Genomic DNA, 15,675 nt, shown 5'->3' on the forward strand with positions numbered 1-15,675 from the left:
AGCGTCACTTCCACAGCTGGGCGGCAAACACTACAAGAATGCCGATGGGCGCCACATAGCGCATCAAGAACAGGCTCAAGGCGAACAATACGGGGCTGCGCAGCGACAATTCATCACGTACCGCTTCACGCCCCATGATCCACCCTGCAAACACCACGAAACACAAACCACCCAGTGGCAGCATGATCCGCGATGTAAAGAAATCAATCACGCCGAAGAAATCCAGCCCTCCGGTTGCACCCCATTGGTAGAGATGGAACAGCCCGTCTTCGTTCACGAAAAACTTCGCCTGCTTCCATATATTGAAAGAAAACACCGTACCCAGGCCCACAAACCAGCAGGTAAACGCCAACCAGAAGGTCACCCAGGCGCGGCTGAGCCGGGTCCGCTCAACCAGATAAGCCACCATGGGCTCCAGCAGGGAAATGGCCGAACTCCAGGCAGCGATGGCCACCAGAACAAAAAACACTACCCCCATCACCTGACCGAACGCCATGCTGCCGAAGGCAAATGGCAGGCTGACAAACATCAGCCCTGGCCCCTCGCTGGGGTTCAGGCCGGCTGCGAACACAATTGGAAACAATGCCACCCCGGCCAGTAGCGACACGAAGGTATCGAGCAGCGCAACACCGAAGACGGTCCGGGTAAGGGAGGCGTTCTTGGGCATGTAAGCGCCGTAGATCATGATCGAGCCGACACCCACGCTCAGAGAAAAAAACGCATGCCCCATGGCCGGCAACAGACCGTCCATGACTTTCTCCGGCTGGAAATCGAACATGAAGTGCACGCCTTCCATGAAATGCCCGGTGGTCATGCTGTAACCCAGCAGCACCAGAATCATCACGAACAGCAGCGGCATCATGATCCGCAGGCTGCGCTCAAGCCCCGCAACCACGCCTCGGGCAATCACCACCGCGGAGAGCACCATAAAAATCGTGTGCCAAAGTGTCAGTCTCCAGGGATCGGAGATCACGTTGCCGAAGTAAGCACCCACCTGATCGGGCGTCGCGCCTTGGAAATCCCCACGCCCCATGTCGATGATGTAGTCCAGCGACCAGCCGCCGACCACACTGTAGAAAGACAGGATCAGCAGCGCCGTGATCATCCCGGCGAACGCACCCCACGACCACTTGGTCGAGTGCCCCGCCTCTACTGCCAGCACCTTCAGTGCATTGGCCGGGCTTTGCCGGGCGCGGCGGCCGATCAGGGTTTCGGCCAGCATTACCGGTGCGCCGATGAGCGCGATGCACACCAGAAACATCAATACGAAGGCACCGCCACCGTAGACGCCAACCATGTAGGGAAATTTCCAGATACTACCCAGCCCCACGGCCGAACCGGTCGCAGCGAGTATGAAAACCCAGCGGCTAGCCCAACTGCCGTGGACAGAAACCTTGTCTGTCGACATCGTGATCACGCCCAAGCGTCCGAAAAAGAGGCCGCATTGTCCGGGATTCACTCAACGTGCTCAAGCACACAGCTTCACCGTAGCCGACACGCACGCAACTGCCTATAATGCCGCCCCTATGGCTAAACAGAAGAAACACCCCACAGGGACCATCGCGCAAAATAAAAAGGCGCGACACGATTACTTCATCGAACACCGTTTCGAGGCTGGCATGGTCCTGGCCGGCTGGGAAGTAAAGAGCCTGCGTGCCGGCAAGGCGCAATTGGTCGACAGTTATGTGCTGCTCAAGGATGGCGAAGCCTGGCTGCTGGGCAGTCACATCACGCCACTGACCACCGCCAGCACCCACGTAATTGCCGACCCGACGCGTTCACGCAAGTTGCTGCTCAACAAGCGCGAGCTGGAAAAACTCTTCGCGGCCGTCCAACAGAAGGGTTACGCCTGCGTCTGCACGTCGCTGTACTGGAGCAAGCACTTGATCAAGTGCGAGATTGCGCTGGGCAAGGGCAAGAAGGAATACGACAAGCGCGACACCGAACGCGAGCGCGACGCCGGTCGTGAGCTGCAGCGCGCGGTGCGTAACAAGGGCAAGGAAGACTAGCCTGCATTGGGTCTGGGTCTGCCGCAGATGCGGTGACCATCGAAGATCTAATGTGGGAGCGAGCCTGCTCGCGATGACGGTGTCACATCAAACATTGATGTGTCAGACACACCGTTTTGCGAGCAGGCTCGCTCCCACAGAATCCGCATTCACTACAACCCCCCCTGGCTACATCCCCTTGCGCCGCTCCGCCCTCGCCACACGCTGCACTTCCTGACGTACCTCTTCCAAAACCTCCTGCACATACAAAATATGTCGGCTGGAAACTTCCCGTGCCTGCTCGGCGTGCCCATCCATGATGGCTTGATACAGCTCCCGGTGCTGGCTGATCAGCATGTCGCGGGTTTCACTGCGCTGCCTGTACATGCCGCCGATATTGGTCACCACGTTACGCTTGAGCAGGTCGAACAAACCACGAATCGTGTGCAGCAGTACCGCGTTATGACTGGCCTCGGCGATCGCCAGATGGAACTGTGCATCCGCCGCGCCCTCTTCCGCCCGGCTCACTTGGTCGTGGAGTGAATAGCAATCCTGCAGCTCTTCGAACGCCGCCGTCAGCCGCTCGCGATCCACATCCGTGGCCCGCTGCGCCGCATAGTAGGCACAGGAAGCTTCCAGCGTGTGCCGGAACTCCAACAAGTCACGTTGCGCTTCGGGGTTGCTTTCCAGCAGTTGCAACAGCGGATCACTGAACGTCGAGCCCAGCGACTCCACCACATAATTGCCGCCACCCTGGCGGCTGACCAACAAGCCCTTGGCCGCCAGTTTTTGAATCGCCTCGCGCAACGAAGGGCGTGACACGCCGAACTGTTCGGCCAAGGCCCGTTCGGCCGGCAGCCGTTCGCCGGACTTCAGCGTGCCCTCAAGGATCATTCCTTCAAGCCGCTCGACAATATCGTCGGACAAACGGCGCTGACGAATCTGATCAAACCCCATAACTCGACTCTCCACGATCCCGACAGCTCGCCGGGCTCTCTATTCTGGCCCATTCGGGCCTCATCGACACCCACCAAAAACCACTTTCACCATCGGATCAGATGCTATCTGCACCGCTTATTCGACGAAAGTTTCATGGCGGCAAATTGACACACGACAACCAAGGCTTTTACTCTAGCCAACAGCATTTGTAAATTGGTATTACCAATTAGCCAAATTCGCTAACCAGTGCCTGACCAACAACAATTAGGGGCCCACCCACTATGCAAACCTGGCAACAGCTTTACAGCCCGCTCGGCAGCCTCGGCTTGTCCGCACTCGCGGCCGTTATTCCCATCGTATTTTTCTTCCTGGCTCTGGCGGTGTTTCGCCTGAAAGGGCACGTGGCCGGCAGCATCACCTTGGCCCTAGCGATTGCCGTGGCGATTTTCGCATTCCAGATGCCAGCAGACATGGCCTTCGCCGCCGCCGGTTATGGCTTTGCGTATGGCCTGTGGCCCATCGCCTGGATCATCGTCGCCGCGGTGTTTCTCTACAAACTGACGGTCAAGAGCGGCCAGTTCGAGGTGATCCGCAGCTCAGTGCTGTCGATTACCGATGACCAACGCCTTCAAGTGCTGCTGATTGGCTTTTGCTTCGGCGCATTTCTGGAAGGTGCCGCCGGTTTCGGTGCGCCGGTAGCCATTACTGCCGCTCTGCTGGTTGGCCTGGGCTTCAATCCTCTGTACGCCGCCGGCCTGTGCCTGATCGCCAACACAGCCCCTGTGGCGTTCGGCGCGCTGGGCATTCCGATTATCGTGGCCGGCCAGGTCACCGGGATCGACGCGTTCAAGATCGGCGCCATGACCGGTCGCCAGTTGCCATTGCTGTCGCTGTTCGTGCCGTTCTGGTTGGTGTTCATGATGGACGGCCTGCGCGGCGTGCGGGAAACCTGGCCAGCGGCGCTGGTGGCAGGTTTGAGCTTCGCCATCACCCAATACTTCACCTCCAATTTCATCGGCCCGGAACTACCGGACATCACTTCGGCCCTGGCCAGCCTGATTTCCCTGACGCTGTTTCTGAAAATCTGGCAGCCCAAGCGTACCGCGGGCGCTCAGATTGCAGGCGCCACCTCCAGTGCAACCGTCACCGCCAGCGTCGGCGGTTTCGGCCAGCCTCGCAGCACCGTGGCTTCGCCCTACAGTCTTGGGGAAATTATCAAGGCCTGGTCGCCCTTTCTGATCCTCACCGTGCTGGTGACGATCTGGACCCTGAAACCGTTCAAGGCGATGTTCGCCGCTGGCGGCTCGATGTACGGCTGGGTGTTCAACTTCGCCATCCCGCACCTGGATCAGATGGTGATCAAGGTCGCTCCGATCGTGATCAACCCCACTGCCATTCCAGCCGTGTTCAAGCTTGACCCGATTTCTGCCACCGGCACGGCGATTTTCTTCTCCGCACTGATCTCCATGCTGATTCTGAAGATCAACTTAAAAATTGGTCTTACCACTTTCAAAGAAACCCTTTTTGAGCTGCGCTGGCCGATCCTGTCCATCGGCATGGTCCTGGCATTCGCCTTCGTCACCAACTTCTCGGGCATGTCGTCGACCATGGCCCTGGTGCTGGCCGGCACGGGCGCGGCGTTCCCGTTCTTCTCGCCATTCCTGGGTTGGCTGGGGGTGTTCCTGACCGGTTCCGATACGTCATCCAACGCGCTGTTCAGCTCGCTGCAAGCCACCACCGCGCACCAGATCGGCGTCAACGACACCTTGCTCGTCGCGGCGAATACCAGCGGTGGCGTGACCGGCAAAATGATTTCGCCGCAATCGATCGCTGTGGCCTGCGCGGCGACCGGGCTCGTGGGCAAGGAATCGGATCTGTTCCGTTTCACCCTGAAGCACAGCCTATTCTTTGCAACGATCGTCGGCTTGATCACGTTGGCTCAGGCCTACTGGTTCACCGGCATGCTGGTGCATTAAGTACTACAGGTAACACTGAAAAAACCGACGCCGAACCACAATTCGGCGTCTGCTATTGATCACCGGGTCTGCAAGGCTGCTGAAAGATTTCCTCTCTATATTCAGCAGCCTCAGCGGACGGATAACCGGGACCACCCGGAGACACGCCTGATGAGCGAGCTTTTTTACAACGCCGTGCCGAATGCGACCCGTGTCGCCCCGCCATTGCCCGAGCCTCGGCAGTACCCCAGCGAGAAACCGCAACGGGTTTACCTGTTTGGAACGTGCGTGGTGGACCTGTTCTATCCCGAAGCCGGGATGGATGCGATTCATCTGCTGGAGCGCGAAGGGATTCGGGTGGACTACCCACAGGGGCAAAGTTGCTGCGGGCAACCGGCGTACACCTCGGGGTACACCGAGCAGGCACGCACGGTGGCACGGGCGCAACTGGCCTTGTTTGCTGCAGATTATCCGGTGGTCGTGCCGTCGGGCTCCTGTGCCGGCATGCTGCGCGAGCATTATGCCGACCTGTTCAAGGACGAGCCCGACACGCTCAAACAGGTCCAGGCCCTGGCTGCCCGGACCTATGAACTGGCCGAGTTCCTGTTGTTTGTCTGCAAGGTGCAGTTGAACGACAGTGGTGAGCCGGTGAAGGTCGCGTTGCACACGTCCTGTTCGGCTCGGCGAGAAATGAATACCCACCTGCATGGCCGCGCGTTGTTGGCGCAGTTGCACAACGTGGAGCGCGTCGAACACAGCCATGAAAGCGAATGCTGTGGTTTCGGTGGGACGTTCAGCGTTCGCATGCCGGATATTTCCGGCGCGATGGTGGCCGACAAGACTCGCGCACTGAAGGAGTCCGGTGCGCACAAGGTCGTCAGTGCCGACTGCGGCTGCTTGATGAATATCAACGGCGCACTGGAAAAGCAGCAGGAGGCGTTACGCGGCCAGCATTTGGCGAGCTTCCTCTGGCAGCGTACCGGAGGTGTCGCATGAGCACGCCGACGCTGATCCCGACCGTAGCGGTGCAGGAAGATTTTCGCGCCCGAGCCCACAAGGCCCTGGACGACACGCAACTGCGAAACAACTTTCGCAGTGCGATGGATTCACTGATGACCAAACGGGCAACGTCCTTCAGCGATGCCCACGAAAGAGAACACTTGCGAGTGCTGGGCAACGCCGTCCGCGCCCGTGCGTTATCGAAGTTGCCCGACCTGCTCGAGCAACTTGAAAGCAACCTGACGCGCAACGGTGTGAAAGTGCACTGGGCGCAAACGGTGGACGAAGCCAATGGCATCGTCCTCTCGATCATCCGCGCTCACGAGGCGCGGCAAGTGATCAAGGGCAAATCGATGGTCAGCGAAGAGATGGAAATGAACCATGTCCTCGCGGCTCAAGGCATTGAATGCCTGGAATCGGACATGGGCGAGTTCATCGTCCAGCTCGATCACGAGAAGCCTTCACACATCATTATGCCGGCGATCCACAAGAACGCCGGTCAGGTCGCGTCCTTGTTCCACGACAAACTTGGCGTGGAGTACACCAAGGACGTTGACCAACTCATTCAGATCGGTCGCAAGGTGTTGCGGCAGAAATTCTTCGAGGCCGACGTCGGCGTCTCGGGCGTCAACTTCGCCGTCGCCGAAACCGGCACGCTGCTGCTGGTGGAAAACGAGGGGAATGGGCGCATGTCCACCACCGTGCCGCCGGTGCACATCGCCGTGACCGGCATCGAAAAAGTCGTGGAGAACCTGCGAGACGTCGTGCCGCTGCTCTCGCTGCTGACCCGCTCGGCCCTCGGCCAACCGATCACCACCTACGTCAATATGATCTCGGGCCCGCGCAAGGCCGACGAACTGGACGGCCCCCAGGAAGTACACCTGGTACTGCTGGACAATGGTCGCAGCCAGGCGTTTGCCGACAGCGAACTGCGCCAGACCCTGAACTGCATCCGTTGCGGCGCCTGTATGAATCATTGCCCGGTCTATACCAGAATCGGTGGTCATGCCTACGGCGAGGTGTACCCGGGGCCTATCGGAAAAATCATCACGCCGCACATGGTGGGCCTGGCCAAAGTGCCGGATCACCCGAGCGCCTCTTCGCTGTGCGGCGCCTGCGGTGAAGTGTGCCCCGTGAAGATTCCGATTCCGGCCTTGCTGCGACGACTCCGGGAAGAAAACGTCAAGGCGCCGGACAGCCCTAATCAGGTGATGCGCGGCCAGGGCAGCAAATATTCGCCCAAGGAACGATTGATCTGGAATGCCTGGGCTTGGCTCAACAGTTCACCCAGGCTGTATCGGCTGTTCGGTTTCCTCGCCACGCGCCTGCGCGCCCTGACGCCCAAGAACGTTGGCCCATGGACCCAGAACCACAGCGCCCCCAAACCCGCCGCCCGCTCATTGCATGACCTGGCCCGCGAACACCTGAACCAGCAGGGAGACCGCTGATGAGCGCCAAGGAAAATATCCTCGCAAAACTGCGCAAAAGCCTGACCGGCGCCACGCCAGTTGCTGACAACTTCGATGTCGATCTGGTGACGCAACCCTACCGCTACGCGCCCGAGGAACGCATTGCGCAACTGCGCAAGCTGATGGAAGCAGTGCACACCGAAATCCATCTCTCGTCCGGCGAAGGTTGGCCGGCGCTGCTGGCGCAGTTACTGCTCGACCGTCAACTGCCGAGCCTGCTCATCGCCCCGACGACGCCCCACGGGCAAAAAATCACACGGTTCTGGGCGAACAATCCGGATCTGCCAACCCTCAAGGCCTACAACCGGCCGGTAGAGGAATGGAAGGCCGAACTGTTCAACGACACCCCTGCCAGCCTGACCGGGACCCTCGGCGCCATCGCCGCGACCGGTAGCCTGATTCTCTGGCCGACGCGGGAAGAACCGCGGTTGATGAGCCTGGTACCGCCGGTGCATTTCGCCCTGCTCAAGGCCAGCGAAATCCGCGATAACTTCTACCAAGTGCAACAGGAATTCGAATGGGCCCAAGGCATGCCCACCAACGCCCTGCTGGTGTCGGGTCCATCGAAAACGGCCGACATCGAGCAAGTCCTCGCCTATGGCGCCCATGGCCCGAAGGATCTGGTGGTGCTGATCCTGGAGGACCAATGACCCTTCCGGCCCCTTTCCTGCGCGACGTACAACAGCTGATCCCGCAGAAGCGACGTTTCGACGATCCGCTGTCGACGTTGGCCTTCGGCACCGACGCCAGTTTCTATCGGCTGATTCCGAAATGGGTGATACGCGTCGAAACCGAAGACGAAGTGGTAGCACTGCTGCAACTGGCCCAGCGCGACCATGTGCCCGTCACTTTCCGCGCGGCCGGCACCAGCCTGTCCGGCCAAGCCATCAGCGACTCGGTGCTGATCGTGCTAGGGGATAACTGGAACGGCCGTGAAATTCGCGGCCAAGGCGCGCAGATCCGTTTGCAGCCTGGCGTAATCGGCGCCCAGGCCAATGCCTGGCTGGCGCCATTCGGGCGCAAGATTGGCCCTGATCCGGCCTCGATCAATGCCTGCAAAATCGGCGGCATCGTCGCCAACAATGCCAGCGGCATGTGCTGCGGCACAGCGCAAAACACTTATCACACCCTGGCCGGCATTCGTCTGGTACTGGCTGACGGCAGCCGTCTCGACACCGAAGACGACGCCAGCGTGGCGGCTTTTCGCACAAGCCATGGTGAGTTGCTGGAACGCTTGGCGACACTTGGCCGCGAGACCCGCGCCAACCCTGAACTGGCTGCCCGAATTCGCCATAAATACCGTCTGAAAAATACCACCGGCCTGTCACTCAATGCCTTGGTGGACTTCGACGAGCCTGTGGATATCTTGAGCCACCTGCTGGTGGGTTCCGAAGGCACCCTGGGTTTCATCAGCGCAGTGACCTACAACACGGTGATCGACCACCCGAACAAGGCTTCGGCGCTGATCGTGTTCCCGGATGTGGAAACTTGCTGCAACGCCGTCACCGTACTGAAAAGCCAGCCAGTATCGGCGGTGGAGTTGCTGGACCGTCGCAGTCTGCGCTCGGTGCAGGACAAACCGGGCATGCCGGATTTCGTACAGCATCTGTCGATAAATGCCTGCGCCTTGCTGATCGAATCCCGCGCCGCATCATCGTCTTTGCTACACGAACAACTGGCTCAGATCATGGCCTCACTGGCCAGTTTTCCGGTGGAAAAACAGGTCGACTTCACTGAAGACCCACTGGAAAACGCCCGGCTCTGGGCCATTCGCAAAGACACCTTTCCGGCGGTGGGCGCGGTACGTAAAACCGGAACCACGGTCATCATCGAAGACGTGACCTTTCCAGTGGAACAACTGGCCATTGGTGTGAATCGCCTGGTCGAACTGTTCGACAAACATCACTACGACGAAGCCATCCTTTTCGGACACGCACTGGAAGGCAATCTGCATTTCGTCTTCACCCAAGGCTTCAACAGCGCCGAAGAAGTCGCACGCTACCAGGCGTTCATGGATGACGTGGCGCAATTGGTCGCAGTGGAATTCGGCGGCTCATTGAAGGCCGAACACGGCACCGGGCGCAACATGGCGCCCTTCGTCGAACTGGAATGGGGCAGTGACGCCTATCAGTTGATGTGGCAGCTCAAACGCCTGCTCGATCCCAACGGCATCCTCAATCCCGATGTGGTGCTCAGCGAGGATCCGCAGATCCACCTCAAGCACCTCAAACCGCTGCCGGCGGCCGACGAGATTGTGGACAAGTGCATCGAGTGCGGCTTTTGCGAGCCAGTTTGCCCGTCCAAGGACCTGACCTTGAGCCCGCGCCAACGCATCGTGATCTGGCGGGACATCCAAGCGAAAAAGCGCGCGGGCATCGACACCTCGGAACTGGAAACGGCCTATCAATACCAAGGCATCGACACCTGCGCCGCCACCGGGTTATGCGCGCAACGTTGCCCGGTAGGCATCAATACCGGTGAGCTGGTGAAAAAGCTCCGCAGCCGTACCGCAACACGTACGAAAACCGCCGATTGGCTTGCGAGCAATTTCGCCACCGCCCTACAAGGCGCACGCTTCACACTGCACGTCGCCAATGGTGCGCGGATGCTGCTGGGGGCGCCGCGACTGGCCCGTTTGTCAGCCAGCCTGACCCGGTTATCGAAGGGCCAGGTTCCCCAGTGGGACAACGCCATGCCGCAGCCGGAAAAAGCCATCCGCTTCAGCCCGGCCGTATCGGACGAACGCCCGCGAGTGGTGTACCTGGCAGCCTGCGTGTCGCGAGCCATGGCCCCAGCGGCAGGTGATAAAGAACAAATGTCGCTGTACGAAAAGACTCAGCGGCTGCTGGAAAAAGCCGGTTATCAGGTCATCTTTCCGGACAACGTGGACAGCCTCTGCTGCGGCCAACCCTTCGCTTCCAAAGGCTACGCGGAACAGGCCGAACACAAGCGCCAGGAGCTGATTGGCGCCCTGCTGCACGCCAGTCGTGGCGGGCTTGATCCGATCTACTGCGACACCAGCCCGTGTACGTTGCGTCTGGTGCAAGACCTGGGGAATGTTCGACTGGACCTGTACGATCCGGTGCGTTTCATCCGCACGCATTTGATGGAACGTCTCGAATTCACCCCGCAGGATGAACCGATTGCGGTGCACGTCACTTGCAGCACCCAGCACCTGGGTGAGAGCCAGGCACTGATCGACCTGGCGCGCAAATGCAGCAAGCAAGTGGTGATTCCAGAGGGCATCCATTGCTGTGGGTTTGCCGGCGACAAGGGGTTCACCACGCCAGAGCTCAACGCCCACTCACTGCGAACCCTCAAGGAGGCGGTTCAGTATTGCAGCGAGGGCATTTCCACCAGCCGCACGTGCGAGATCGGTCTGACGCGCCACGGCGAAATCAACTACCACGCACTGGTGTATCTGGTGGATCGCGTGACTCGGCCCAAATCCGCCGACCTTGAAGGGTTTCCTACAGCGCCCGACGAAAAATCGAATTCCTGAGTTTCACTGTAGTCACTTGAATAGGCCCAACGCCGTTGGGCCCTCCATTGACTCGGGCCTGGCCGCGACCATCCGCCAGCACCGAGACCAAACGTTCAAGGAGATACACATGAAGCACACTGCATTTGCTGGCTTGTTCATTTCCGCTGCGCTGTTGGCCTCTCCGGTGTTTGCAGCGGACAACGACCTTTGCTCGATCAAGCTTCAGGAACTAAAGGATAAAATCACCACGCTGCCGGCAACCTCCGAAAACACCACCATGGAGGTCAAGCGCATGCAGGGCGAGGCCGAAGCCGCCAATGCCGCCGGTAATGACAAGAAATGCATCGCTGCAACCACCCAAGCGCTGTCCCGTGTGGATAAGCTCCGTAATGAGCCGCAGCAATAGTAATCACAGCCTGGCCAACCTTCGGGTTGGCCTCAGACACGTATTGGCGTACACTGCACAGGCTTGTCGCTCCAGCAGATTCAAGGAGCTACAGGCTCGGGGCCGTTTAGGATTCGACGCCGGTTGCGAAACTTTAGGTGCATGCCGAGTTGGTAACAGAACTCGTAAATCCACTGTTGCAACTTCCTATAGTTGCCAATGACGAAACCTACGGGGAATACGCTCTCGCTGCGTAAGCAGCCTTAGCCCTTCCCTTCTGGTACCTTCGGGTCCAGCAATCATCAGGGGATGTCCGTAAACCCAAAGTGATTGTCATATAGAACGGAATCGCCGTGCAGTACGTTGTGGACGAATCGGCTAAAACTTACACAACTCGCCCAAAGCACCCTGCCCGTCGGGTCGCTGAGGGTTAACTTAATAGACACGGCTACGCATGTAGTACCGACAGCGGAGTACTGGCGGACGGGGGTTCAAATCCCCCCGGCTCCACCAATTTTACATCTAAAGACGTCCACGGACGTCTTTTTTTGTGCCTGAAACACAGCAAAATCAAGGATTTAGGGGCTGCTGGCATCCATAGACGTCCGGCGCAATCTACGACATCGGGTATTCCAAGTGGTATTCCAAGCCCTTCAGTGGTAATTTTTGGAATACCAATTGATGTCATGGAACACCTCATGTGCGCCCAAGCCACCCGCCTCTCTGATCGCCAGCTCAAAGCGGTAAAGCCGAAAGACAAGGACTACGTCCTCAGCGACGGAGACGGTTTACAGCTGCGCGTTAGGGTCAATGGCTCTACGCTTTGGAACTTCAACTACCGGCAGCCGATTACCAAAAACCGCATCAATATGGGCCTCGGCACCTACCCAGAACTCTCACTAGCGCAAGCCAGGAAGAAAACGGTCGAGGCCAGAGAGCTTCTCGCCCAGGGCATCGACCCGAAAGAACAACGTAGCGAGTTGGAGCAGACAAAGAGGCAGGCAACCGAGCACACATTCGAGAACGTGGCGCTGGCCTGGTTTGAGCTGAAAAAAGATTCGGTCACCCCGCCCTATGCCGAGGACATCTGGCGCTCACTTACGTTGCATGTCTTTCCATCGCTTGGCACTACGCCCATCTCGCAGGTCAATGCTCCGAGAGTTATCGAGCTACTGCGCCCTTTGGAAACCAAAGGTAGCCTGGAGACAGTGAAGCGACTGACCCAACGACTCAACGAGATCATGACCTACGGCGTGAACTCGGGAATGATCTTTGCTAATCCACTCACCGGCATTCGGGCCGTTTTCAAGAAACCGAAAAAGCAGAACATGGCAGCCCTCCGCCCTGAAGAACTGCCAGAACTGATGGTCGCCATCGCCAATGCGAGCATAAAAAGAACAACGCGCTGCCTGATCGAATGGCAACTTCACACGATGACTCGCCCCGCAGAAGCCGCTACGACATCTTGGGCTGACATCGATCTAGAAAAGAAAATCTGGACGATCCCAGCGGAGCGTATGAAGAAGCGACGTGCGCACGTCATACCACTGACCGAACACGCACTCGCCCTGCTGGAGACGATAAAGCCCTACAGCGGCCACAGAGAATACGTGTTCCCTGCCGACAGAGACCCAAGGGATCATTGCAACAGTCAGACGGCAAACATGGCCCTGAAACGTATGGGATTTGAAGGTAGATTGGTGAGCCACGGTATGCGCTCCGTGGCCAGTACTATCCTCAACGAACATGGCTGGGAGCCGGAGCTGATTGAGGTAGCGCTTGCCCACATCGATAAAGACGAGGTTCGAAGCGCCTATAACCGAGCGGACTACATCGAACGCCGACGCCCGATGATGGCTTGGTGGAGCAACCATATCCAGGAAGCGGCAACCGGAAATCTGTCTGTATCAGCTATCAGAGAAAATCGAGATAAAAAAGTCGTTTCGATACGATGACCCAAGGCGACTTCCGCCCCAAAGCTGTCCTTTACTGAGGGCAGCGATCGCCCATAAGCAGCTGCCAGTGACCGACGGCTAACGGCCGAGAGTGTGTGAAAACGAAGCCATCAAAATCGGAAGCGAATAAATCAACAATGCTGCCGCAGGTAACTAGTAGTACCCAAGCGTTTGCAACGTTCTGGCAAGATTCAGGACAGGTTGTAATTTTTCATCAAGCAACGTCCACCACTCGTGCTCAACCCACTCACCAGTTTCTATCTGGTGCATGGGGGGCATCCAATCTTTATGTCGATAGAAAACATCCGGGATGGCTCGCGCTAGGGCTGATAGTTGATTTTGGGTAAAGCCCTCTTTTTGAAGCTCAACGGCCTTCGCCAGCGCCAGACGATAATCTTCAACGTAAGTCATCGCTGGAGTGGAATTAGCGACCCGAATCAGTTCGGGCAGTGCTGACTCTAGTTTCTTAAGCTGACTCAATCTGTCCGCGTTCGTGTAACGGTATTCAGCCATTGTGATTCCCTACTATCTGTTGGGTAGCTGCACCAAGATGCTCTCTTGAACCTGCGCGACCACCTATAATTTCCTTGGAAATCATCGCAAGGATCGCCTATGAAGCGCTTTATCCAAGGTGAACATCGAGGCCAAAGTACTTTACTTCCCGAGAGCCTCGATGACTATGTCAGCGATACCAATCCGGTGCGCGTAGTCGACGTCTTCGTCGATGAACTCGACCTGGGAAAACTGGGTTTTGAGGGCGCTATTCCAGCCGACACTGGCCGACCTGCTTACCACCCCGCGATTCTGCTGAAGATCTACATCTACGGCTACCTCAACCGCATCCAGTCGAGTCGGCGCCTGGAACGAGAAGCCCAACGCAACGTCGAGCTGATGTGGCTAACCGGGCGTTTAATGCCCGATTTCAAGACCATCGCCAACTTCCGAAAAGACAACAGCAAGGCCATCCGAGGCGTCTGCCGCCAGTTCGTGGTGCTCTGCCAGCAACTGGGATTATTCGGAGAACATTTGGTTGCCATCGACGGCAGTAAATTCAAGGCCGTCAACAACCGCGACCGCAATTTCACCAGCGCCAAGCTGAAGCGGCGAATGGAAGAAATTGAATCGAGTATCAATCGGTATCTGACTGCGCTCGACGAAGCCGATCGGCAAGAACCCTCGATCGCTCAACCCAAAATTACTCGTCTGCAAGAGAAAATCGGCAGGCTCAAAGCTCAAATGAAAGAGTTACAGGTCATTGAAATTCAGCTCAACGAATCGCCGGATAAACAGGTTTCACTAACCGATCCGGACGCCCGCTCCATGATGACGCGCGGCACGGGAATCGTCGGTTACAACGTGCAGACAGCGGTCGATACCCAGCACCATTTGATTGTTGCGCATGAGGTTACCAACGTCGGTTCCGACCGCGATCAACTCAGCTCGATGGCCAAGCAGGCCCGCGAGGCGATGGCGTCAGAAACGTTGTCGGTGGTGGCTGACCGAGGTTACTTCAAAAGCGAAGAAATCCTGGCTTGTCACGATGCAGGCATCACCGCCTATGTGCCCAAGCCGATGACCTCCGGAGCCAAAGCAGACGGGCGCTTCAATAACGATGCCTTCATCTATGACACGGTGAAAAACGAATACATTTGTCCGGCTGGAGAAGAGCTCATTTGGCGCTATACCAACGTTGAAAAAGGCCTGACGTTGCACCGTTACTGGAGTTCGAAATGCCGGGGCTGCGCAATGAAACCGCAGTGCACACCGAGCACGGAACGGCGGGTTCGACGCTGGGAGCATGAAGCCGTATTGGAGGAAATGCAGGCCCGACTGAGCAACGCGCCGGAAATGATGCGGATCCGAAAAAGGACGGTTGAGCATCCCTTCGGGACGCTCAAGCAATGGATGGGCGCGACACACTTCCTGACCCGAAAGCTTAACGGGGTGAGTGCAGAGATGAGCCTGAATGTGCTCGCCTACAACCTGAAAAGGGTCATGAAAATCATCGGCACCACGGGCTTGATGAAAGCGTTAACGGCGTAAAAACCGGTCTTTTTTACCCCATCCAAAGGGCTTTAAAAGGCTGCTGAGCCGTTTTAACTGTTCTTGAAAACGTCGTGACCTTGATCAGTTGCAAAACCTGGGCACGGTCTACTAGCGTCGCTATAGAAAAACCCAATCTGACGTTTTTACACACTCTGGGCCAAAGGCGGCCGCTGACTCTCTAATAAGTTCGGGGCAATTCAGATCGCTGTCTCGACCAGCCCTTTGTGACTGGATATTACGATGTCTGAGCCGAGGCCTTTGAAGTTATTGGGTAAGCGAGTGGCCAAGTTCAAATGCTTCGAGCATCAGGGTCAAGCGATAGAATCATCACCTCGGCCTGCACGAGAGGTCGTATGCGTCCGGGCATCCCGTCTTGCACCCTGGGAGAGCAGGAAAACAGAGGTAACACATGGGTCAGTTCGTATAATTACATTAGACGGTGTTTTAACTGATTT

At 57.7% G+C, this 15,675-nt stretch carries 12 protein-coding genes and 1 other RNA gene; 10 read left to right on the plus strand and 3 right to left on the minus strand.

Annotated features, from left to right (window positions below):
- Nucleotides 1-4: 4 nt before the first annotated feature.
- On the minus strand, nt 5-1,408 hold the full coding sequence (locus ACA047_RS25350) for a sodium-dependent transporter (protein WP_497354066.1): 1,404 nt from the start codon (nt 1,406-1,408) through the stop codon (nt 5-7).
- Between the two features lie 118 nt (nt 1,409-1,526).
- Here ACA047_RS25350 and smpB point away from each other — a divergent pair, with 118 nt between their 5' ends.
- Entirely contained in the window at nt 1,527-2,009 is a 483-nt protein-coding gene (smpB, locus tag ACA047_RS25355; protein WP_497354068.1) for an SsrA-binding protein SmpB, read from the plus strand.
- A gap of 168 nt (nt 2,010-2,177) precedes the next feature.
- On the opposite strand, the gene ACA047_RS25360 is transcribed toward smpB, so the two are convergent.
- Nucleotides 2,178-2,945, minus strand: coding sequence for an FCD domain-containing protein (locus ACA047_RS25360; protein ID WP_497354070.1), 768 nt, complete (start codon nt 2,943-2,945; stop codon nt 2,178-2,180).
- Between the two features lie 263 nt (nt 2,946-3,208).
- Between ACA047_RS25360 and ACA047_RS25365 the strand changes: the two genes are divergently transcribed.
- From ACA047_RS25365 to ACA047_RS25400, 8 genes are all read left to right on the plus strand, one after another.
- Complete coding sequence (locus ACA047_RS25365) at nt 3,209-4,903, plus strand: lactate permease LctP family transporter (protein WP_497354072.1); 1,695 nt, start codon at nt 3,209-3,211, stop codon at nt 4,901-4,903.
- Between the two features lie 150 nt (nt 4,904-5,053).
- Nucleotides 5,054-5,878, plus strand: coding sequence for a (Fe-S)-binding protein (locus ACA047_RS25370; RefSeq protein ID WP_497354074.1), 825 nt, complete (start codon nt 5,054-5,056; stop codon nt 5,876-5,878).
- Nucleotides 5,875-7,329 carry a LutB/LldF family L-lactate oxidation iron-sulfur protein gene (locus ACA047_RS25375; RefSeq protein ID WP_497354076.1) on the plus strand — a complete coding sequence of 485 codons (1,455 nt, stop codon included), beginning with the start codon at nt 5,875-5,877 and terminating at the stop codon, nt 7,327-7,329. Before ACA047_RS25370 ends, ACA047_RS25375 begins: the two co-directional genes overlap by 4 nt.
- Nucleotides 7,329-8,000, plus strand: coding sequence for a LutC/YkgG family protein (locus tag ACA047_RS25380; protein ID WP_497354078.1), 672 nt, complete (start codon nt 7,329-7,331; stop codon nt 7,998-8,000). The genes ACA047_RS25375 and ACA047_RS25380 overlap by 1 nt, the downstream gene beginning before the upstream one ends.
- A complete protein-coding gene (locus tag ACA047_RS25385; protein WP_497354080.1) occupies nt 7,997-10,852 on the plus strand; it encodes an FAD-binding and (Fe-S)-binding domain-containing protein in 2,856 nt (951 codons plus the stop codon). Before ACA047_RS25380 ends, ACA047_RS25385 begins: the two co-directional genes overlap by 4 nt.
- Nucleotides 10,853-10,961: 109 nt before the next feature.
- A complete protein-coding gene (locus ACA047_RS25390; protein ID WP_497354082.1) occupies nt 10,962-11,240 on the plus strand; it encodes a PA2433 domain-containing protein in 279 nt (92 codons plus the stop codon).
- A 98-nt stretch (nt 11,241-11,338) separates the two neighbouring features.
- Nucleotides 11,339-11,732, plus strand: a transfer-messenger RNA (tmRNA) gene (gene ssrA, locus ACA047_RS25395).
- Nucleotides 11,733-11,917: 185 nt separating this feature from the next.
- Nucleotides 11,918-13,174, plus strand: coding sequence for an integrase domain-containing protein (locus ACA047_RS25400; protein WP_497354084.1), 1,257 nt, complete (start codon nt 11,918-11,920; stop codon nt 13,172-13,174).
- Nucleotides 13,175-13,327: 153 nt separating this feature from the next.
- Here ACA047_RS25400 and ACA047_RS25405 read toward each other — a convergent pair whose 3' ends face one another.
- Nucleotides 13,328-13,687 (minus strand): hypothetical protein, encoded by a 360-nt coding sequence (locus tag ACA047_RS25405; RefSeq protein WP_497348283.1) that lies wholly within the window; start codon nt 13,685-13,687, stop codon nt 13,328-13,330.
- Nucleotides 13,688-13,786: 99 nt separating this feature from the next.
- Here ACA047_RS25405 and ACA047_RS25410 point away from each other — a divergent pair, with 99 nt between their 5' ends.
- Nucleotides 13,787-15,217 (plus strand): IS1182 family transposase, encoded by a 1,431-nt coding sequence (locus ACA047_RS25410; protein WP_497354086.1) that lies wholly within the window; start codon nt 13,787-13,789, stop codon nt 15,215-15,217.
- The last annotated feature ends 458 nt before the right edge of the window (nt 15,218-15,675 follow it).

The organism is Pseudomonas sp. LBUM1664 (assembly GCF_059695895.1).